Raw genomic sequence first — 19498 nt, forward strand, 5'->3', positions numbered from 1 at the left:
TCAATGCTTCTTTTTCATCAGATTTAAAACCCCATTTACGACAAAAAGTACTATCAAGCAGAACAATGGATGTATCTCCTCCAAAATCCAGTAATCCCCATCCTTCTATACTATCTTGTGCCAACATTTTCAGAAAAATTCCGTGATCAACCTTTATTGGTATCCTGTTATCAACAGAATGTTCCTGATTGGTAGTAAGCTTCTCGTTGTGCTTTGTTTTAGACTGACAGGAAAAACAAAATACAATTATTATGATATACAATTTAAACCTATAACACATACATTTTTCAATAATAAAGGGACTAAACACCAGATAAGGACTTAGTCCCAAATGATTAAACTTTATGCAACAAACTTATGGTTTTACAACAATTTGCTTTAAGTGAAATACAGAATACAATCCTCCGGCAGCATTTGCATTACCATTCGCATTTGTACTAGATCCACCTGAATCAGCATAGAAACATCCACAAGTACAAGAAGCACCACCATGCATTTTACTCATCTGCTTTTCGGATAACTTTACAGAATTTTCAAGCTTTGATAATTTTAAAGTTTTCATTTTATAAAATTTAAAGCACTTCCTTCCCCCTACAATTGCCAATTGTAAAAGTCTTCCCGTTTAGCTAGTTTTGCCCTTGATCAGAGTAGCTCAGCTACCTAAATCGTTCCGGGTTGAGAACGGACTGTTTAAAATTCCAACGGTTTTTTTATGTACATATACAAAAACTCTTCTAAACTAATAAAAGTTCATTACCAAATTGGCGCTGAACTCTATTTTAAAGAATAAACTTTACATTTATCCTAATTTATAGTTAATCTAAAGTGTACGTTTTTAATTTTCTGGAATAGGGTAATGTAATTCCTTCTTCGCGAATTTCGTTTACCAAACGATTTACAGAACGCTTGCAAACACCTAATTTATCAGCTAATTGCAAAGGTGTTCCTGTAGATCTGGTTTTAGCCAATTGCAATATATTTTTCTTTAGTTCTTGTTTTACTAATTCTCTCATTTATTTTTAACATTGTATATAGTTAGTGTACCCCTTTATTCCGAAAAACGGCAAAAGGTAACCCTCAAAAATGTTAAAATTTAAAAATAATTTAATGTGCAATGTTAAACTAATGATGTTTATTAGGAAGCAGCTAAGTTTTTATAGGGTATTGCCTTTTATTAGTAAAGAAATGACTACAAGGCCACGCAAAAGGATTAATTTCATCGAACTTCGTTTCGTGGGCAGCACTGGGGTACACTTTTGCATGCAATGCAAAGCAAAAAGAGGTGATTGAATTAGTGTCAACAATTGTTGATCAATATCCAACTCCAGAATCTCTGATAATTAGATCAAACAATGGGAGTCAGTTTATAGCGCGTAATGTGAGAGATTACATTCATTTAGTCGGATTTGAATAAGAATTTACTCACGTAGCAGCACCTGAAGAAAATGCGCATATCGTGGTACTTTAAAGAGAGTGGAAGCAGGATCGGCATCGGCATTTAATTAAAAAGCTATGGAAAATAGCTTAGTATTATAAATTTTGACAGAGCATGAATCGCTCTATAAAATGAATAGTAAAAATAGAATAAAAACTCTAGGATATCAGGAGTCAAAACAATAGAGAAAGCAATTTTAAATTTCTTTTTTTTACATCATGTATTACTGTCTCCAAACAATTTGGAGAATGTATCACAAACTGTGTAGCACTCTCCAAATTATTTTTAGACAGCATAACAGGCTGTTTTAGTCTCTCCAAATAATTTGGAAACGCCATATCAAACTGTATTGGTCTCTCCAAAAAGTTTGGAGATAGTAAGTCCTACTGTTTTGAGCTCTCCAAAAAATTTGAAGACAGCATAACAAACTGTTTTAGTCCTTCCAAAAAGTTTGAGAAGAGTGTTCCAATATGTTCAATTACAAAAATCCCTTACTCCATAAGGGATACAGAAGATTTTAGTTCATGGTGGAAATTTTTGGACGAGGACTTTTTGCTTCCATCCTACACCACGATCGGAGTGTGTAGCTAACGGTTTTTTAGCCATACAGTTGTTGGTAAAAATGAAGAAACCCATAGCTCTACAATCGAGAAATTGAAAAAGACAGAGATACTGTTTTTGTTTTAGCTCTGGCAGAAATTCTATCTACCAGTGTTTGATGTTTTGTGAGCTAGGGTCCGCTTTTGTTTTCTAGTATAGCATTTCATTTATACTATTACCCCACGCTGCCGCACGAAACAAAGTTCGATGAAATCAATCCTTTCGTATGGTTCATAAATACTTACAAAATAAACCCTTTAAGGATTATCGAATTTATAATTTCTACTCGTAAGTACTTAGAATAAAAGATTATTTACTGTACTATTATTTACCGATTTGTTTCAAAGCCACACGAAAGGATTTGTGCGGCAGCCTGAGAAATGTATTCCTTCATATAGTAAAGCACTTTAAATACAAACTATCTGCTAATGAAGAATTTCCTGTCTTGTTTTCCTATCTGATAAAAAAATGATTGCAGAAAAACACTCGAACCTGGTGACCAAGGTTTTATAGTCTTTATTAACTATTTATGATTAATAAACGAAGCCACACCAATTTTCGTCTTAATTCACTTTTCTCTTACACCCGAAATAAACTTACCTCAAATCCCATACTGAAAGGTTTATATTCATATATCAATAGAAATTAAAGACTTTTGGCATAGAAAATTATTCTTGATTGTAAGTTCAAGTGAAAAGTTTGTCTTTAAAAGTTTATTAAGCACTAGTTCTAGCTCATGTATACTTCAACTTTTTTGTTTCGCCTCTTTTCGAATACTTACATAAAAAAACAAAGTTAGAATCCCACAAAGAAGTCCTAAAATTCCTGATATTATGGCTGCGCCATTTAATGAGAAAACACCAGAAAGCTCTGCTCTATTAGGTTTTTGGGGATCATAATATACATCAATCAATTCATTTTTCTTATAAGCTGCAGGATACGAATAATTTGAACTTGCATATATTATTTGCTTTCCCGTAAGCGTTTTGTAAACAACTATTGGTGCATAAACAATATCTCCCTCATCATCAGAAGATTCTATAAAATCAACCACTTTACCTGTCGTTTTTTCTGCAGTATCCATAAAGCTTTGTGTACTTAGTACCGAATATAAAGACAATCCTAATAACAAGATAGACACTCCTGCGAAGACTACTAAAACTATTTTCAACTTTTTATCCATGAACTTCTATTTTAATTATTTTTTTACTTACAATTACTATCCATAACTATAAGTTGAACTAAGATTTTATTTGCCGAGGATTACTTCATCCTATTTTTCAAATACAATTTTCACCTGCATGTGATTCGATTGTAAACCTACCTTAATAAACTAAAGCTCCCTGATTAAACTCTTTAACTATATATTTATTCATTTCTATTATAGAAACGATCTGTCGAACATCGTCAAACGTCATTCCTCCCTTTACTCTGATATTAGGCTCAAAAAAGTCGCAATCTGGAACTAATAAATATAAATTTGATTTGGCAAAAACAATGGAAATTTCATTTTTGTATTTCAATTTATAATTAACAATAGCCTCCATTATTTGAGGTGTTAAAAGATATCGGGCTTCAACTTGATCGGAGGTTCTAACAATAAATTCTCTCTCAAAATTGGCATTTTCCATAAATGCAATCTCAAGATCATTCTTTTTATTCTTCTGTAAACTTCTGACTACATAGCCAAGTTTTTTCTCCATTTTATCTGGAACAACAACTGTTTCTCCGTTAAATGGTTTGCTGAATTCTGCTCTGAAAAATAAACCTGAATAGAGAGTTTTTTCAGTTTTTTTATTGTTTGCATCTCTGCCTTCCTCTATGGCCGTAACCTCTGAAAATTCAAATTCAGTATCACCAATTACTCCATGCACATAGTCCTCACCCTTAAATAGATTACACTTAGGTAAAATAACACAATTGTTATAATGCTTTTTAGAAATGTGTTTATTAGGTATATATTTCCATGATGGAGCCAAAAATTGCAACAGTTTTTTTACCACATCAGCCTTATACATGCTAGTATATGTATCATTTTTCAGCAAACCCCATGTCGTTAATGCAAACAAAATCACAAAAAGAACAGCTCCTATAATAATATAAACAGACTCATCTATCACCCCTCCTATTAGAAAAAGTAGAATCACACTCCAAAATAACGGTTTACTGAGCCTTTTTGATAACAAGCTAATTTTTCTATATTTCTCAAACCGTAATAATACTCCCTTTAGTTCATTCTCATAAAAATCCCGAATCTCTTTATCTGATAACATACACAACTATATTAATTCTGATACTTTAACATTTTCTCTTTCTTCCTTGGTAATTGTAATTATACTTTGGGGTTTAAAACCAAGTATGATTGCAATTATATTTTGTGGAAAAACCTGAATTGCACTATTGTACCTAGTTACCATTGAATTATAAGTCCTTCTAGCTGCCGAAATTTGCATTTCAACCTCACCTAACGCCCCTTGTAGTTTAATGAAATTTTCACTTGCTTTTAATGTGGGATAACTTTCTAACATCACCATTACACTCTTCATTGTGCTGGTAAATTCCTGATCTAAATCTTGTCTTTTATTACTTAAAACCGCAGTTCGTAATTCGGTAAGATTTACTAGCAGTTCTTTTTCATGACTAGCATATTTTTTCACTAGATGTGTAAGGTTAGGAATTAAATCAAATCGTTTCTTCAATTCTGCATCTACTGCTCCAAATGCATTATCAACATCATTTCTTCTCCTTACAAGATTATTATACATTAAAATCAATCCAAATACTACAACTGATATTATTATAATGGTAAAACTCATGCGTTAGTTATTTAAATTTTTTAGTTATCGAAATACAACATGCCTTTAAACTCATTTTTACCGTGCCTGGCGCCTATCGACTTCATATAATCTGCAATGGCTTGTTGATTTCGATAGGGAACTAACCACAAAGCTTCTTTGGCTTTCGGATTGGCATACGCCTCTGCCCAATCTAATGGACTATTACCATCTAACAAACACAGGTTAATATCTGCTCCTGCCTTAACCACAGCTTTTACTGTTGCTAAGTCGCCTGCATTTATGGCATGCCACAGTACCGTACCGCCATAAGCAGGATCTCCATTTCTGGAGTTTATATCCAATCCTAAATCTACCAATACTGGTATCATCTTCTCTCGTCCCCCATTAGCGGCTAAATGCAAAGCATTTAAATGATTTCCAGATGTGGTGGCATGAATATTTGCTCCTTTTTTAGCTAAATACTTTACGATTTTTACAGCTTCCATTTCCATGGAATCTATTTCTCCATCTGTAAACTTCCTGAAATCTTTTAATACTGCTAAAGCTCCTGCAGCATTTAAAAAAGGGGTTTGACCATCTGAGGCAGATCCATCTATATAGTCGATCTCTGCCCCCTTATCTTCAATCAATTCTTTAACTCTGCTACACGAATTTCTCGATGCCCATGGTGTTTCTGTTTCAGCCCAATAAAAGCTATTAACTCTCCAATTACCCTTTTCTACTCTGGGGTAAAATTCTTGACCAACACATTGTGTAAATGTGAAAATTGTAATAAAAAGTAATATTTTACGCATAAAATTAAAGGTTATATCTAATTTCCAATACATTATATTCTTCTAACTGTTGTCCATATGTTAACATTCCTCTAATATCTACTTTATCTCTATCTGACAAGGTTGGATTCTCTATACCTGTTATAATCTTTATAAACTCCACCTTATTCCTAGCACTCTTCAATACGGTCAATACGGCATCTCCTCTTTCCTTATCAGAAAAGTCATCCACCCAATCATTTAATCCGTTTCGCATATCGTAAATAAGGTTGACCTTCATTTGCCAGGTAGCATAGTTCCAACGTGATTGATCATTTTTTGCGCTTAATACTGTAGCAATCGCCTTATTTTTAGCTTTTAACCCTTTGTAATGGGTATAGGTCGCTTTAAGAATTATGAAACCCATATTGTATTGCTTATAGCTTGTATAACCTGGAATTAACTCATCTAGTTTATCATCTACAATTTTAAGCGATTCAAGTCCTGCTCCTGTAAAACCATCCATCTTTTCTATAAACTCCATAATCTCCCTAAACTTATCTTCTAACTCACCATACACCTCAGCTACCGTCCTTTGTAAATAAAAGCAGTTATTCATGATGGTATGATAAAGGAGTTGGGTTGGCTTATCTAAAGCATCTGAGATATTCTTCCAATTCAGTCCATGCGCTACAGTAAGAATGAACTTGCCTACCAATTTAGCATCCACAAATCCTTTCATGAATGTACCCCCACCAACTTTAACAACTAAGGCAATTTTTGCTTGATATCTTAATCGGCCATCAAAATATCCTACTGCAAAAACGCCAGTAATACCAGCACCTGCAGCAACAAATCCACCAATTTCAGCACTTCCGAGCTTTTCCCATTTAGACAATTTTTCTGATTCTATATCTTTACTCGATACTACTTCGTCACCACGATCACCAACCGTTTTCAATCGGTCACGCATTGCATCCATCACATAATCTTCAACAAACATCATGCTCATCTCAAATGTTGCTTTAGCTTCCCCTTTTGCTCCAGCAAATATATCAAGACCAGCTTGCGCTGAAGCGTTTTCCTTACCTTCCGTTACCGACAAACCTATTTCTCCAGAAACAGAAGCACAAATACCAACAAATGCAGACCCCTCTAAACCTAGAATTATTTTAAAAAATATTTCAGTATAATCATCATCAATAGCACTAGGTAATATACTCTTACAATACTGCATTAACCCAAAACCATACTCATCGGGCAAAGCCACTGAAAAATTACCAGTACCCTCAGCTATACTAAAAGATCCACTTGCTTTTGCTGTTGCTTTTAGTTCTTTTTTATCCGTCCAATCTAACTTTGCATCTGCGGCAGCCTCAGTAGTAAATCTCAACAATTTTGCTTCAACAGAAGAATTTATATTGTTGTTATCTTCAAAAAAATCCTTGTGTAAATCTTCATTTATCGCTTCAAATTTATCATTGATAGCCCGATCTTTACTCCAAAATTTTTTCTCTAGAATTTTAATTTCTGCAGATTTTGCAGTCTTCGCAGCTTTTTGGTTTTCAGTTTGATTGCCAGCTTCGATTTGCTGTTGAACTTGCTTTCTCCCAAACCAGCGATTATGATTTTTTATTTTATCAGATCGTACACGAACCATTCTTTTTCCCTCAGCCCATATAATTTCAGAATGCACTTTATCACTTATATTAACAGCGCTAGTATTAATTGGCCCCTCAGATTTTAGCTCCTCTTTCTTTTCATTTATTTTTGCATCTAAATTGCTAATTATATCTGCAGCTTCATCATCGGAAGCATTAACAAACTCATCATAAATAATCAAGGTTGCTAATGCTAAATATACGCGTTCTTCTTCTTTTGCCTCATCCTCTTCTTTCTTTTGAAAAGATGCCATATATGGAGCAAATGCATCCATCCAATCAACTTCTTGTTGAAATGCAGCTTTTTGGTCTGTTCTAATGATACCAACCTCTTCCGTATTAATATCATACACAACATCTCCCTGAATACTTTCGTCGTATTCATATTTTTGAGTTTGTCCTTCTATTTCTAGTTCTATATATGCCATGGCTTAGGAGTTGGATTGGTTTTGTTCGATTACTTTTAGGGCTAATCGATCTTCATTACTAGTTATTGTATAATTTTTCAACTTATCATCAATTAACCTTTTTCCTTGATAGATAAAATCATATTCCTCATTATATAAATCTATGGTACTAATTGTTTTACCAATTAATCCTGTAGTCTTAATAACTAAAGTTACATCTTGTTCCTTATCTAAATCTTCAATTTTACTTCCTCCAGAATCTAGCAAATAAACATCAGTAAATTCCTGTTCTTCACTAGCAACAGGCGCCGCCGTAGCCTCCACATTCTGTCGACTCAAATCAGTCACTTTCCAGTTTTTTTCGACCAGGGTCTTGCCATCTTGAACGATGATGGCTGGGGAGAGTCGAAGAACGCTAACCATTGGATCTTTGCCTTCGCTGTGAAAATAGTCGTGGTGTGCAATGCAAAGGGTGTCGTAAAGCTCTATGGTGCGACTTTTGGTGGCAAGGGTTACCGGAGTGAATACCAATTTAACGTACTTCATATCGTACTTGCTGGCACCCCATGCATACAAATGGGTATTCTTGGGACTTTCTACTTCTATATTAAATAATCCTCCTAAAGGTTGAGAGGAAGCAGTACCATTTGTATTTGTTTTTTGATCGAAACCAAAGTCTAATCTTCGTATGTTGTAAACTAGATCGTCTACATACATTTTTCCTTTTATACTCATATTCTAATTCTCTTAACTTTCAAAGGATGATTACTTTCCCCATAAAACCTGAGATGGAGAATGGTATTCTATTGTTTACTACACTCACTGGAATAGTAAAGGTAATAAAAATAAATTATGTATATTGAACTGATTACTGTTATTGTTAATAAATTTTATTCAAAAAAATAGAATTGCAAAATAAACATCTAATAATAAACTGATTAGTTGTTATTTATTTTCAAAAATAATAGCAATAATTTACTAAAACTCCTCATTATAAATTATGGCGTAAGTAAAATAGTGCTCATGGTAGAGAACTACTGTAAAGTTAAGCCACAAGAGTAAAGAGAGTAAGGTTTTTGAAATTTATTTTATGATTACTTTTTTATTGGGGGTTTTGATTTTTGGCTAGTGTACAAAAGGTAAGCCTAAAAAGTGTTAAATTTTGCACAAAAATATTTTTATAATGTTAAGTAATTAATGGTTATTCATTACATTTGACATTTACAGTAATCATACGAATTCTTTATATTTTCCAAAAATAGGTGTGAGTGGAATACACTCGCACCAACTGATGAATATTTCAAATATCGTTTTTATGAAAGATTATCTATTACTTTCAGCAACCATTCTTTCTTTACTATTGGTACTGTTTTTTGCTTTTCGAGTTCCTGAAACAGATGGATTTATAGGTCTTGCAATTAGCACTATCCTATTCATTATTTTATTTGGTAAAACCATGAAAAACTTGTGGGATGTATATTGAAGTTGTTTAAAGTCCTCCTGAAAAACTGCGAGCAACATCTTGATTCCATTGGCATCAGCTAATTTTAATTACGTAACTTCGGCTATGCAATAAAAAATTGAGCTTCGCCACTAAAAACGAATAAGTCACTCTCGAAATTCCAGTAGAACTCTAAACAACTTCATTGAAAATTAGTTTATTCATGAACTAATTTTCAATTTTAGCAGTACAAAATCAGCGAATATTCTATTCATCTTACTAATCTGCGTCTATTAAGTCCAACAAAAAACCCACTCGAAAAATCGAGTGGGTTTAAACTAAATCAAATTGTATATTTTACAGCAATCCACCAGTTTTTCGAAGTGCTTTGCTATTTACTATCTTAATTTTTCTACCGTGTAATTCTATCAGTTTATCCGATTTAAACTCCGATAGTAATCGAATTACCGATTCAGTTGCCGTGCCCACCATATTGGCTAGTTCCTCTCTTGTTAGGGAAATATTCAACGTACCTTCGCTATTCAAACCAAAACTATCTTCTAAATGAATTAAGACTTCGGCCAAACGTTCGCGAACCGTTTTTTGGGCAATATCGGTAATGTAATCGTTGGCTTCGCCCAATTCGGTACAGGTAATGCGCATAAGCTCCAATGCAAAATTAGAGTTTTCCTGTATTAATTTGGTTAAAACTGTTCCGGGAATGAAACTCACCATGGCATCTTCGAGAACTTTTGCCGAAGTACAAAAACGTTCCTGACTTAATACCGAACGAAAGCCTATAAGATCGCCTGGCTTGGCAAATCGTATAATCTGTTCTTTGCCTTCGATACCTGTCTTAAAAACCTTTAAAATACCCGAATATAAAAAGTAACAACCTTTAGCGAAGTCGCCCTCGGAATAGATTGAGCTTCCTCTTTTTTGAAAATGTACATCTTCGTCCCAAAACAGAAGATTTTTATCATCCGTAGAAAGATTATGAAACCTTTCGCTGAATTTGTCGGCTAATTGATTACAATTAGGAAGAACTAAATTTTGCTTCATTTTCTTATTCTGAAATCACTAATTAGAAATAATAATACATCAAATAATGTGCTCCAAAATCCACAAAAAAAAGGTGGACGTTTTGCTGTGTTTGTTGTTGTTAATTCTAAGTTCACCAAAGCTCAGAATCAGGTTTAAATATACTAATTTAAGTTTTACATATCCAATAGCAATTTGCAAGCTTATTTCAAATTAAACTTTTATTTTTATAGATATACAAAATTCACAATTATAAAACTAAGTTAGGAATATAGTAACAGGTCGTTTAACTTGATACTTTTTAACTTTAAACTTGTAACTTTTTATGGATATGAAACACAAGGTAGAAATGAACTGGCTGGGTAATTTAGCCTATGAAGCAGATATGGATGGTCATAAGATAATTACCGATGCAACAAAAGAGGTTGGTGGTGATAATAAAGGATGCAGTCCTAAAAAATTACTTTTAACAGCTTTGGCAGGTTGCACAGGAATTGATATGTCATTAATTCTAAAAAAAATGAGAGTGGAAGTTCGAGATATAAAAGTAAGTGTAGAAGGAGAATTAAGCCAGACAAAACCGAGCTATTATAAAAATATGCACGTAGTATACGAATTTTTTGGTACTAATTTACCTACAAAAAAACTTGAACGGGCTGTAAAATTGTCGGAAGAAGAATATTGCGGCGTTAGTGCCTTGTATAAGCAGATAATTCCTGTTACTTCTGAGATTATTTATCACAATGAATAAAAACCAATATCCAAATCTCAAATTCCAAAACTTAAATGGGATTTGGGATTTGGATATTAGAATTTTCACAAACAAAAAAATGCCTCCCATTAACAATGAAAGGCATCTATTATTTTAAAATCGTTTAGATTTATTTCTTTAAAATCCTCCTGCAGTAAACTGCTCAAGGAAACGAATATCATTCTCGAAGAATAAACGTAAATCTTTAATACCATATTTCAGCATGGTAATACGTTCAATTCCCATTCCAAGGGCAAATCCTGAATATTTTTTACTATCGATACTATTTAGTTCCAAAACATTTGGATCGACCATACCGCAACCTAAAATCTCTAACCATCCGGTTCCTTTACACACATTACAGCCTTTTCCGCCACAAAGCGAACAGGTAACATCAACCTCGGCCGATGGTTCGGTAAATGGAAAGTACGACGGACGCAAACGAATCTCTGTTTTTTCTCCAAAAAACTCTTTCGCAAAATAAGTTAATGTTTGCTTTAAATCGGAAAATGATACTTTCTCATCAACGTAAAGTGCTTCTATCTGATGAAAAATACAATGTGCACGCGCCGATATAGCCTCGTTACGAAATACTCTACCTGGAGTTAAACAACGAATTGGTAATTCCATTTCCTGCAAATCGTGTACCTGCACCGATGAAGTATGAGTTCGTAGAATTACATCAGGATTTTTCTCGATAAAAAAAGTATCCTGCATATCTCGAGCCGGATGTTCTTCAGGGAAATTTAATGCCGAGAAATTATGCCAGTCGTCCTCGATCTCTGGTCCTTCGGAAATGGTGAATCCTAAACGAGAGAAAATTTCGGTAATTTCGTTTCTTACCAATGAAAGAGGATGACGAGAACCCAATTTAACTGGATCGCCCGACAAAGTTAAATCCAAACCTGATTTTCCAAATTCGCTGGCGGTAAAACTATCTTTTAAGGAATTTACCTTATCCATAGCAACAGTTTTAAGCTCGTTTAAAGCTTTACCTACAGCTTTTTTGTCTTCGTTGGCAACAGTTTTGAAATCGGCAAACAGCGAAGCAATGCTACCTTTTTTACTAAGGTGCTTAATTCTGAACTGTTCAACTTCTTCGAGGGTTGTAGCCGAAAATCCGTTCAGCTCTTCAAGTAAATTATTTATTTTGTCAAGCATGATATAACTTCTTAATTTATTGCAATAGTCGGCAAAGTTACAAAAACTTTTTTCTCATTGGTAAAAGCAAAAGCCTAAATGCCTTATTAATATTACTAATTCCTTTAAAAATGATTAATTCTCTCCGATTATAGAATAAAAGTGCTTGACAATTTAAAAAAACTCCTAAACATAGATTTAATACTTTACTATTTTAATCTTCATTTTTACATCGGAGTAAGGTCGGTCGTTGGCATCTGTTTTTAGGTTTGCAATTTTATCAAGAACACTAAAACCACTAATTATTTCTCCAAAAACAGTGTAGTTATTATCCAGGTGAGGAACCCCACCAACTGTGGTATATGCCTTTCGTTGTGCTTCAGAAAATTCTAATTTCTCGCGCGAGCTGCTGTAATCAAACTCTATTGATTCCTTTATTTTTTTTGCAATAGCACGAAATTCATCTACCTTTTTTGCTTGTTTTAAAGAATCTAAAATCGCACGTTTACTTTTGGTAAGATATCTTTTCACAATTTTCTTTCTTAAGGGTCCGTTTACCTCTTTTTCCATGGCATTTAATTCGGCATTGGTAAATACCCTGCCGTGCACAATATAGAACTGAGATACGTCCGATTCTTTAAAAATATTTACTTTATCGGGCTGTCGTGGCGATGCTATGGCTCCTTTTTTATGAAAATGTAACGGATTAAATTCCGATTCAATGGTTCGGTTAGCAGCTCCATAGCCAATCATTTTTCCGGCAGGTGCATTTCTGGAATCCTGCGATCCTCCTTGTGCAACAAACCCATTAATAACTCGGTAAAATAAAGTACCATCGAAATGTTTATTCTCTATAAGTTGAAGAAAATTTTTCCGATGCTTAGGCGTGTCTTTGTAGAGCATTAACTTCATATTTCCAAAATTTGTTTCTATTAAAATTATAGAATTTGTAGCCTGTGCAAGAACAGCATTGCTAATAAAAATGCTAAATAAAATGGAAAGTAATACCTTGCTAATTCTCATAAATAAATACTTTTTAAAATCGGAACTAAGATAAAAGATCAAATTTATAGGTCAAAAAAAAAGCTCTGCAATTTAGCAGAGCCCTCATTCATAACTAACTATTGTAAAATCTTAATTTTCATAGATATGTCTTTCAAAGGTCTGTCGAAATCGTCTTTTTCAACTTTAGCTATACTATCGATAATTTCTATTCCCTCAATAAGCTCTCCAAATACAGTATAATTACCATCTAAATGTGGTATTCCTCCCACACTGGTATAGGCTTTAATTTGTTCATCAGATAAAGATTTTTTCGAAATTTCGTATAAAGAATCTACCTGGCTTTGAATTTTATCGACCAGTTCAGTCATCTTTTCAATTTCACCCTCGGCCTGAAACTTCATAATTGCTTCGGCATTTTCCTTTTGCTTTCTGTTAAAAATTTTACTTTTTAATTTACCATTGATATTCATTACAAGAGTATCCAAAGCACCTTTGGTGTAAACAGTTCCCTGCGCCAGATAAAATTGCGATCCTGCCGATTTTTTTTCCGGATTTACATCATCTCCTTCACGAGCAGCCGCAATTACCCCTTTTTTATGAAACAGTTCGGGTCTGAATTCTGCATCAATTTGATATCCTGGTCCACCCTCTCCTAATCGTTGTCCGGCCTTGGCTCCTTTCGAATCAGGATCACCTCCCTGAATCATAAAACCATCGATAACTCTGTGAAATAAAGTTCCATTAAAATAATCAGCGTAAGCCAATTTTAAAAAATTATCTCTGTGCTTAGGAGTTTGATCGTACAATTTAACTTTCATACTCCCAAACTCGGTCTCTATTTCAACAATTCGGTTGTTTTTGCCCAACTCGAGTTTTTGCTGGCAAGAAATAAATGAAATTAAAATAAGTAGGTAAATTAAGTTTTTCATTACATTTTATTTTGTGTGTTGTGTTTCTAAATATTCATTTTTCTTAAAATATTCCACAATTGATGATTTTAAAAGTTGCTCTTCCTTTTCTTTTGAAAAAGGTGGAACCATTTTGTTTTTTTTAAATATTGGCCAGTTATTTTCATCATATCCGGTTTTTTCGTAATAATTCCATCTTGATAGAAGCATACAAGTTGCTAAATTAATATGGTCCATTTTATCATCTTTCGAATATTCCTCTTTAAATCCTATACCACGCTCCTGTATGCCAATTAGCAAAAGAGTGCCATTTAAATCGGCATCCACATTAAAATCTTCAGAAATTTTATATAGTAGTCTATTCCAATCACTTTCTAAATTATTCTCCATAGTATCAATTTTTTATGAACCTTAAAATTAAAGTTTTCCTGCAATATTAAGCCTTTTAGAAAAAATAATTTCACTTTTTTGAAAATTATTCTTGCAGATAAAAATATTCCATCCTATATTTGCATCGCTTTTAAGGGCAAGGGCGATTAGCTCAGTTGGTTCAGAGCACTTGGTTTACACCCAAGGGGTCATAGGTTCGAATCCTATATCGCCCACAAAAAAGCAAAAATACCCAATATTCAGGGCGATTAGCTCAGTTGGTTCAGAGCACTTGGTTTACACCCAAGGGGTCATAGGTTCGAATCCTATATCGCCCACAAAAAAAACCGATTTTCATTTGAAAGTCGGTTTTTTTTTATTTCTAATAATTTTCACTTTCCCACTACAATCACACTTACTTATATATAAAATAGATGGGTTCATCAAAAAAAAACTATACTATACTAGTAACAATTTTTATAAAAATAGAGTATATTGCTTTAGTTTATGTTAATTTTTATGGAAGTAACCATAAGCAAATTCAAAACTAAAAAAAAACAACAATATTATTTTATTCATTTTCAGCAACTTAAATACTATTTCGGTATTTTTTTGAAAAATTTTCACTTTTTGAGGGTTACCTTTTTGCTTTTAAAGGAATAAAGGGATAGAAAATATGGATTACACTACTGAAGCGATACTTGAAGGAATAAGTATGAGTAATAATGATGTATTGAACTACATCTACAAATCATTCTTTCCTAGTATCTGCAATTTTATAGAAAACAATAACGGAAACGAAGAAGATGCACGCGATCTTTTTCAAGAAGCTATTATTGTAATCTATCGTAAAATGAAAAAGGAACCTTTGGTTCTTACTTGTAACTTTAAAACATACATCTATTCCATTTGCAGACTTTTATGGTTAAAACAACTTGAAAAAAGAAAAAACAGCAATGAGATTAATTCGGAAGGAATTATAGAAAATAGGTTGGATGAAGCTTCACCTACCTATGATCGCACGGAAAAGTATCGATTGTATCAGAAGCACTTCCAACAATTAGGTCCCGATTGTAAAAAAATACTTCAGATGGCACTAGATAAAGTCTCACTTAAAGAAATAGCCGAAATTATGGGTTTTAAAAGTGAGAAGTATGCCAAAAAGAGAAGATATCAGTGTAAACAAATGCTGATTGAAAGTATTAAAAATGATAATGAATTTAATGACGTATATGATGAATGAAAAAGATTTTGACAGAATTGAGGATTTCTTAGACGGTGAATTGTCTGATGAACAACTTAAGAAATTCGAGAAAGATCTTCTTACCGATATAGATCTTAAAGAAGATTTACAGCTACATAAAGAGGTGGACGATGCCATTATGGAAAATGATATTATGGCTCTTAGAAATAAATTAGAGGCCATAGAGACTCCATCAGGAGCAAAACGTAAGCGCAAAATAAAGTTTCTTAGTAAATGGAATCTAGCTGCAGCTTCTATCGTTTTGTTTATTGGAATTGGGAGTTTAATGTTCTTGTTAGATAATAAAAACTCCTACTCTAACGAAAAAGTATACAGCAGCTATTATAAGCCATATAATGTAGTAATTAATACACGTTCTTCGGATATTGCTGTAGATAATATATTAGTATCAGCCTTAAAGAGTTATGAATCGAAAGATTACCGTACAGCTTTAGGTTTATTTCAGAAAATTCTGGATAAAGACAGTACTAATATTACCAGTAATTTTTACTCGGGAATTTCGAATTTAGAAATTAACCAGTATAATAAGGCAAATCGTAACTTTACTAGGGTTCTTAAACATAAAAATAATCTATTTATTGAACAATCAGAATGGTATTTAGGTTTTTGTTATTTAATGACCAATGAAAGGCAAAAAGCGATTAAGCAATTTAATCTAATTGCACAGGGAAATAGTTTTTATAAAACCAAAGCTCAGGAAATTCTAGATAAATTAAAATAGATCTTTTCTTTTACTACTATTATTCATAGTAAAACGCCTTAAAATTAATTTTTAAGGCGTTTTTATTATATCACAATATTCATAATATTATGCCAATTTCTTTTTTCTACGAATTCTTTCCATAACAAGTAATAATAAAACAAGTACAATGCCTGCAAACAAATACATCAATTTTCTTTCTAAATTAAAATCGTAAAGTGGATGAACATCGCCTAAACTAACATAGCCAGACCAAAAATATGGATGTGATTTTAGTGCGTCTGCATTTTTTAAATAATCTAATTTAGCCTGTCGCAATGCATTATCTTTTGTAAAACCCTGCGATAAATATCCATAAAAATCAGACATTAAATTCGATCCTGTTTGATCTTCAACAGTCCATAAAGTCATAATTAAACTCGGACAACCGGCATAAAAGAAACCACGAGCCAAACTCATAACTCCTTCTCCTTCCCTGAGCTTACCATCACCTGTACTACAAGCACTTAATACTACCATTCTAGCATTAAACTTCATGTTATAAATTTCATATGTATTCAATAAATTATCCTGTGTTGTATCTTTTGTTTGTGTAAAAACTAACTTTGAGTACATAGGATTCTCATCATCGATAATAGTATGCATTGCCAAATGAAGAATATCATAATCGCCGGCATTTTCTTTAAAATTTGTTTCTGTTGCTTGCTTATCTAGATAAATATCACTGGCAATTACATTTGCTATATTCTTAACTTCCTCTTTAACCCCTGGTAAAGGATATAATTTACCTTTGTAAGCTCTCTCGCTCATCAAAATTGTATCACTTACATTTTCATAAACTGGAGCAAAAGCTAATATAGAGTTACCAGAAGAAAAATGTAATGATGATTTGTTTTTCGAAAAACCAAGTGTTGCAGATTTATGGTAGGTAATCGTATTGCTTTTAATTAAATAATCAAGATCTCTATAATTCATCCGGGTAGAATCAGCTTCTGACTTTAATAAGACACCATAAGGAATATAAGCAATCATTCCATCGGGAATAATTATTAAGTGCTTATTAGTTATTAAACGATCATACGGCTGAATTAAAATTTTGTACAATTCCCGAGACGACTTTGTAAAACGGCCGTAATAATCTGCACTACTCTCGGCAAAATCGTTGGTTTTTAAACATTTTCTTACTTCTTGTAAATGAAATTCAATGTTCTTTTTGCTAACATTCTGTCTTTCAATATTTATCGAACTGGCGGTAATACTAAAAACAAAAAGTGCTGAATCGCATAATGAGTATTCTATAACAACATCATCATCCTGTAAACCAGATTGTAATTCTTCAATACCTATAGGCTTATTATCATATTTTAATGCATAGTATTCAGGATATTCATCTTCGAAACGAAGAACCATCTGATTGTACTTTTCATTTAAAGCAAACAAATTTTCCTGCCATTGTTTTATAAGCCTACTATCGGGATTTGGCTTTTTACGTTCCTCAAATACTTTCTCACGAAATTCAGCAATCTCTTTTCTCAATTGAATTTCCTGATCTTGTATATCTTGCGGAATACCCCCAAAATTTTTAGCATTTACCTCATTTAGGGAAGATGTTAAACTTGCAGATTTAGATCGTTCTGCATACTTAAAAGCTTTTTCTTTGTACTTATCGTCACCTGTTTTTTTATAGAGCTCAACGGCTATTTCAAGAGCTTGTGTATAAGTATCCCTTTCGTTTTCAGATAAAGCAAACTTACTTTCTTCATCGAGATATGCAATCCTGATTTTATCAATAATATCCAAACATAAATCGAAAGTTTTGAGACTAAAAACAAGGTCATTAATTTTAGATGAACGCAAATACAGAAATTTTAATACCTTCGCTTTCGCTTTTAATATTCGAACTATTGATAGTTGAGGATCGATAATATCAATAGAAGGATTTTGGTAAATATTTGTATCCTGAAATTTATCTACTTCAGAAAGAATTGCCTTTTGGTAGTATTCTAATGCCTGAGAATAATCTTTTTTTGTACTGAAATACCAATCTCCAAAATTCCTTAAGCAAAGTGCTGTATCTGCATGTTTAAATCCATAGTTATTTAGATACACCTCATAAGCTAAGTTTAGATTTTTTAAAGCTCTATCATGTTCATTTAAGTGATCTAAGAACACTGCATAGTTTAAATAATAATCTCCTAATAAGTAATAATCGTCACCAAAAGATTTTTTAACATCAGAAATACTGAATTTAAAATATTCCTCTGCTTTACTAGTATTACCAATAACCTTATAACAATTGGCAAGACCACAATAGGTGATTGATTTATTTCCAAACTTTAAATTGAGAGATCTTTTATAATAATCAAGTGCTACTTTATAATTCCTCTTACTATAATTAATACTTCCTAAATTATTATAAATATGAGCCAAATATCTTGAATCTTTGTCTCCAATAAGAGCCAAAGCCCTATCATAGTAGTTTTGGGCTTTAAAAAAGTCCCCTCCATTCGTATAAATATTTCCTTTATTCACATAAATAGGAACTAATTTTTGATTGTTAGTACCAAAATTTTTAATCGTGAATTGTTCAGCGAGATCATAAAATTTGGTAGCTTCTTTTCTTTTCCCAATACGATTTAGTAGAACTCCAAAATTTACATAGGTTCTGTAAATTAGATTTCTATCTTTTACATTACCCAAATTAATCGTTTCCAAAGCATTTCTAAAAGATTGTTCTGAATAAGAATATTCCCCTTTTCTTAAAAATTGATAGGCCCGATTGAATTGTACAGATAATAAAGTATCCGAATTATTTTTAACATTCTGCGCCGAATTTAAATGAATAGAATTGGCAATACTCCTGTTTTCACCACATAGGGAAAAAAGAAAAATAGAAAAAATTACGATTTTTTTAAAAATATTTCTCACGCTTGTTGTGTTTATTTAGGAAGTTGACTAACAGGACTTTAACCTATCTATAATTCCTTGAAGAATTTAAATATAAACAGTTTTTTTCGTTTTTTTTAAAAAAAAGTTGCTTTCCGAGGGTTACCTTTTTCAAAAAACCGGAATAAAGGGGTGTAATTGATTTTAATAATACTAAAACTAAAACCTCATAAAATGAATAATTTCGAAACACTAAGCACGGAAGATTTAAAAAATACTAAAGGTGGTATGCAGGATAAAGTAGTTCTTGATGACATTCTAGTTTAGATCATCTTCTCAA

The 19498-nt window shown here is 32.7% G+C and carries 20 protein-coding genes and 2 tRNA genes; 7 read left to right on the forward strand and 15 right to left on the reverse strand.

The annotated features are described in order from the left end of the window. The 9 genes from ACT3CE_RS18290 to tssD all read right to left on the reverse strand — a co-directional run. The coding region (locus ACT3CE_RS18290) for a hypothetical protein (protein ID WP_444711208.1) at window positions 1–280 on the reverse strand (280 nt) is incomplete at its 3' end. A gap of 75 nt (window positions 281–355) precedes the next feature. Further along, entirely contained in the window at window positions 356–562 is a 207-nt protein-coding gene (locus ACT3CE_RS18295; protein ID WP_444711209.1) for a TIGR04149 family rSAM-modified RiPP, read from the reverse strand. Between the two features lie 253 nt (window positions 563–815). Continuing rightward, on the reverse strand, window positions 816–1013 hold the full coding sequence (locus ACT3CE_RS18300) for a hypothetical protein (RefSeq protein WP_444711210.1): 198 nt from the start codon (window positions 1011–1013) through the stop codon (window positions 816–818). Window positions 1014–2780: 1767 nt separating this feature from the next. Continuing rightward, window positions 2781–3218 carry a DUF3592 domain-containing protein gene (locus ACT3CE_RS18305; RefSeq protein WP_444711211.1) on the reverse strand — a complete coding sequence of 146 codons (438 nt, stop codon included), beginning with the start codon at window positions 3216–3218 and terminating at the stop codon, window positions 2781–2783. Between the two features lie 142 nt (window positions 3219–3360). Continuing rightward, window positions 3361–4308, reverse strand: a complete 948-nt coding sequence (locus tag ACT3CE_RS18310; RefSeq protein WP_444711212.1) for a DUF3137 domain-containing protein — start codon at window positions 4306–4308, stop codon at window positions 3361–3363. A 6-nt stretch (window positions 4309–4314) separates the two neighbouring features. Beyond that, window positions 4315–4851, reverse strand: coding sequence for a LemA family protein (locus ACT3CE_RS18315; protein WP_444711213.1), 537 nt, complete (start codon window positions 4849–4851; stop codon window positions 4315–4317). Window positions 4852–4871: 20 nt separating this feature from the next. Beyond that, a complete protein-coding gene (locus tag ACT3CE_RS18320; protein ID WP_444711214.1) occupies window positions 4872–5627 on the reverse strand; it encodes an ankyrin repeat domain-containing protein in 756 nt (251 codons plus the stop codon). Between the two features lie 4 nt (window positions 5628–5631). Beyond that, window positions 5632–7674, reverse strand: coding sequence for a hypothetical protein (locus ACT3CE_RS18325; protein WP_444711215.1), 2043 nt, complete (start codon window positions 7672–7674; stop codon window positions 5632–5634). 3 nt (window positions 7675–7677) lie between these two features. Further along, window positions 7678–8388, reverse strand: coding sequence for a type VI secretion system tube protein TssD (tssD, locus tag ACT3CE_RS18330; protein ID WP_444711216.1), 711 nt, complete (start codon window positions 8386–8388; stop codon window positions 7678–7680). 580 nt (window positions 8389–8968) lie between these two features. On the opposite strand from tssD, the gene ACT3CE_RS18335 reads away from it, so the two are divergent. Further along, on the forward strand, window positions 8969–9136 hold the full coding sequence (locus tag ACT3CE_RS18335; RefSeq protein WP_444711217.1) for a hypothetical protein: 168 nt from the start codon (window positions 8969–8971) through the stop codon (window positions 9134–9136). Between the two features lie 315 nt (window positions 9137–9451). Here the strand turns inward: ACT3CE_RS18335 and ACT3CE_RS18340 are convergent, their stop codons facing one another. Continuing rightward, on the reverse strand, window positions 9452–10156 hold the full coding sequence (locus tag ACT3CE_RS18340) for a Crp/Fnr family transcriptional regulator (protein WP_444711218.1): 705 nt from the start codon (window positions 10154–10156) through the stop codon (window positions 9452–9454). A gap of 310 nt (window positions 10157–10466) precedes the next feature. Between ACT3CE_RS18340 and ACT3CE_RS18345 the strand changes: the two genes are divergently transcribed. Then, the gene (locus ACT3CE_RS18345) at window positions 10467–10886 is read left to right on the forward strand and encodes an OsmC family protein (RefSeq protein ID WP_444711219.1); all 420 of its coding nucleotides are present in this window, start codon (window positions 10467–10469) and stop codon (window positions 10884–10886) included. A 138-nt stretch (window positions 10887–11024) separates the two neighbouring features. On the opposite strand, the gene pheS is transcribed toward ACT3CE_RS18345, so the two are convergent. From pheS to ACT3CE_RS18365, 4 genes are all read right to left on the reverse strand, one after another. Continuing rightward, window positions 11025–12047 carry a phenylalanine--tRNA ligase subunit alpha gene (gene pheS / locus ACT3CE_RS18350; protein ID WP_444711220.1) on the reverse strand — a complete coding sequence of 341 codons (1023 nt, stop codon included), beginning with the start codon at window positions 12045–12047 and terminating at the stop codon, window positions 11025–11027. Between the two features lie 177 nt (window positions 12048–12224). After that, window positions 12225–13049, reverse strand: coding sequence for a peptidylprolyl isomerase (locus ACT3CE_RS18355; RefSeq protein ID WP_444711221.1), 825 nt, complete (start codon window positions 13047–13049; stop codon window positions 12225–12227). Between the two features lie 98 nt (window positions 13050–13147). Continuing rightward, window positions 13148–13960, reverse strand: coding sequence for a peptidylprolyl isomerase (locus ACT3CE_RS18360; RefSeq protein WP_444711222.1), 813 nt, complete (start codon window positions 13958–13960; stop codon window positions 13148–13150). Window positions 13961–13966: 6 nt separating this feature from the next. Further along, window positions 13967–14329, reverse strand: coding sequence for a hypothetical protein (locus ACT3CE_RS18365; RefSeq protein ID WP_444711223.1), 363 nt, complete (start codon window positions 14327–14329; stop codon window positions 13967–13969). A 140-nt stretch (window positions 14330–14469) separates the two neighbouring features. Here ACT3CE_RS18365 and ACT3CE_RS18370 point away from each other — a divergent pair. From ACT3CE_RS18370 to ACT3CE_RS18385, 4 genes are all read left to right on the forward strand, one after another. Then, window positions 14470–14544: transfer RNA gene (locus tag ACT3CE_RS18370), tRNA-Val, on the forward strand. Between the two features lie 27 nt (window positions 14545–14571). Further along, window positions 14572–14646, forward strand: a tRNA-Val gene (locus ACT3CE_RS18375). Between the two features lie 338 nt (window positions 14647–14984). Then, window positions 14985–15551, forward strand: a complete 567-nt coding sequence (locus ACT3CE_RS18380) for an RNA polymerase sigma factor (protein ID WP_444711224.1) — start codon at window positions 14985–14987, stop codon at window positions 15549–15551. Beyond that, window positions 15517–16293, forward strand: a complete 777-nt coding sequence (locus ACT3CE_RS18385) for a hypothetical protein (RefSeq protein ID WP_444711225.1) — start codon at window positions 15517–15519, stop codon at window positions 16291–16293. Before ACT3CE_RS18380 ends, ACT3CE_RS18385 begins: the two co-directional genes overlap by 35 nt. 87 nt (window positions 16294–16380) lie before the next feature. Here the strand turns inward: ACT3CE_RS18385 and ACT3CE_RS18390 are convergent, their stop codons facing one another. Further along, window positions 16381–19200 (reverse strand): CHAT domain-containing protein, encoded by a 2820-nt coding sequence (locus ACT3CE_RS18390; protein WP_444711226.1) that lies wholly within the window; start codon window positions 19198–19200, stop codon window positions 16381–16383. 192 nt (window positions 19201–19392) lie between these two features. Between ACT3CE_RS18390 and ACT3CE_RS18395 the strand changes: the two genes are divergently transcribed. After that, window positions 19393–19485: a ComC/BlpC family leader-containing pheromone/bacteriocin gene (locus ACT3CE_RS18395; protein ID WP_444711227.1), complete on the forward strand. Its 93-nt coding sequence runs from the start codon at window positions 19393–19395 to the stop codon at window positions 19483–19485. The last annotated feature ends 13 nt before the right edge of the window (window positions 19486–19498 follow it).

It is taken from the genome of Marinifilum sp. RC60d5 (assembly GCF_052400665.1).
In the GTDB taxonomy this organism is placed as follows: Bacteria; Bacteroidota; Bacteroidia; order Bacteroidales; family Marinifilaceae; genus JBQTGK01.

What these genes read in the sequence shown, in the direction of transcription:
- ACT3CE_RS18295 (WP_444711209.1), bottom strand. Translation starts at nt 562, where the DNA reads ATGAAAACTTTAAAATTATCAAAGCTTGAAAATTCTGTAAAGTTATCC.
- ACT3CE_RS18300 (WP_444711210.1), bottom strand. Translation starts at nt 1,013, where the DNA reads ATGAGAGAATTAGTAAAACAAGAACTAAAGAAAAATATATTGCAATTG.
- ACT3CE_RS18305 (WP_444711211.1), bottom strand. Translation starts at nt 3,218, where the DNA reads ATGGATAAAAAGTTGAAAATAGTTTTAGTAGTCTTCGCAGGAGTGTCT.
- ACT3CE_RS18310 (WP_444711212.1), bottom strand. Translation starts at nt 4,308, where the DNA reads ATGTTATCAGATAAAGAGATTCGGGATTTTTATGAGAATGAACTAAAG.
- ACT3CE_RS18315 (WP_444711213.1), bottom strand. Translation starts at nt 4,851, where the DNA reads ATGAGTTTTACCATTATAATAATATCAGTTGTAGTATTTGGATTGATT.
- ACT3CE_RS18320 (WP_444711214.1), bottom strand. Translation starts at nt 5,627, where the DNA reads ATGCGTAAAATATTACTTTTTATTACAATTTTCACATTTACACAATGT.
- ACT3CE_RS18325 (WP_444711215.1), bottom strand. Translation starts at nt 7,674, where the DNA reads ATGGCATATATAGAACTAGAAATAGAAGGACAAACTCAAAAATATGAA.
- tssD (WP_444711216.1), bottom strand. Translation starts at nt 8,388, where the DNA reads ATGAGTATAAAAGGAAAAATGTATGTAGACGATCTAGTTTACAACATA.
- ACT3CE_RS18335 (WP_444711217.1), top strand. Translation starts at nt 8,969, where the DNA reads ATGAAAGATTATCTATTACTTTCAGCAACCATTCTTTCTTTACTATTG.
- ACT3CE_RS18340 (WP_444711218.1), bottom strand. Translation starts at nt 10,156, where the DNA reads ATGAAGCAAAATTTAGTTCTTCCTAATTGTAATCAATTAGCCGACAAA.
- ACT3CE_RS18345 (WP_444711219.1), top strand. Translation starts at nt 10,467, where the DNA reads ATGAAACACAAGGTAGAAATGAACTGGCTGGGTAATTTAGCCTATGAA.
- pheS (WP_444711220.1), bottom strand. Translation starts at nt 12,047, where the DNA reads ATGCTTGACAAAATAAATAATTTACTTGAAGAGCTGAACGGATTTTCG.
- ACT3CE_RS18355 (WP_444711221.1), bottom strand. Translation starts at nt 13,049, where the DNA reads ATGAGAATTAGCAAGGTATTACTTTCCATTTTATTTAGCATTTTTATT.
- ACT3CE_RS18360 (WP_444711222.1), bottom strand. Translation starts at nt 13,960, where the DNA reads ATGAAAAACTTAATTTACCTACTTATTTTAATTTCATTTATTTCTTGC.
- ACT3CE_RS18365 (WP_444711223.1), bottom strand. Translation starts at nt 14,329, where the DNA reads ATGGAGAATAATTTAGAAAGTGATTGGAATAGACTACTATATAAAATT.
- ACT3CE_RS18380 (WP_444711224.1), top strand. Translation starts at nt 14,985, where the DNA reads ATGGATTACACTACTGAAGCGATACTTGAAGGAATAAGTATGAGTAAT.
- ACT3CE_RS18385 (WP_444711225.1), top strand. Translation starts at nt 15,517, where the DNA reads ATGATAATGAATTTAATGACGTATATGATGAATGAAAAAGATTTTGAC.
- ACT3CE_RS18395 (WP_444711227.1), top strand. Translation starts at nt 19,393, where the DNA reads ATGAATAATTTCGAAACACTAAGCACGGAAGATTTAAAAAATACTAAA.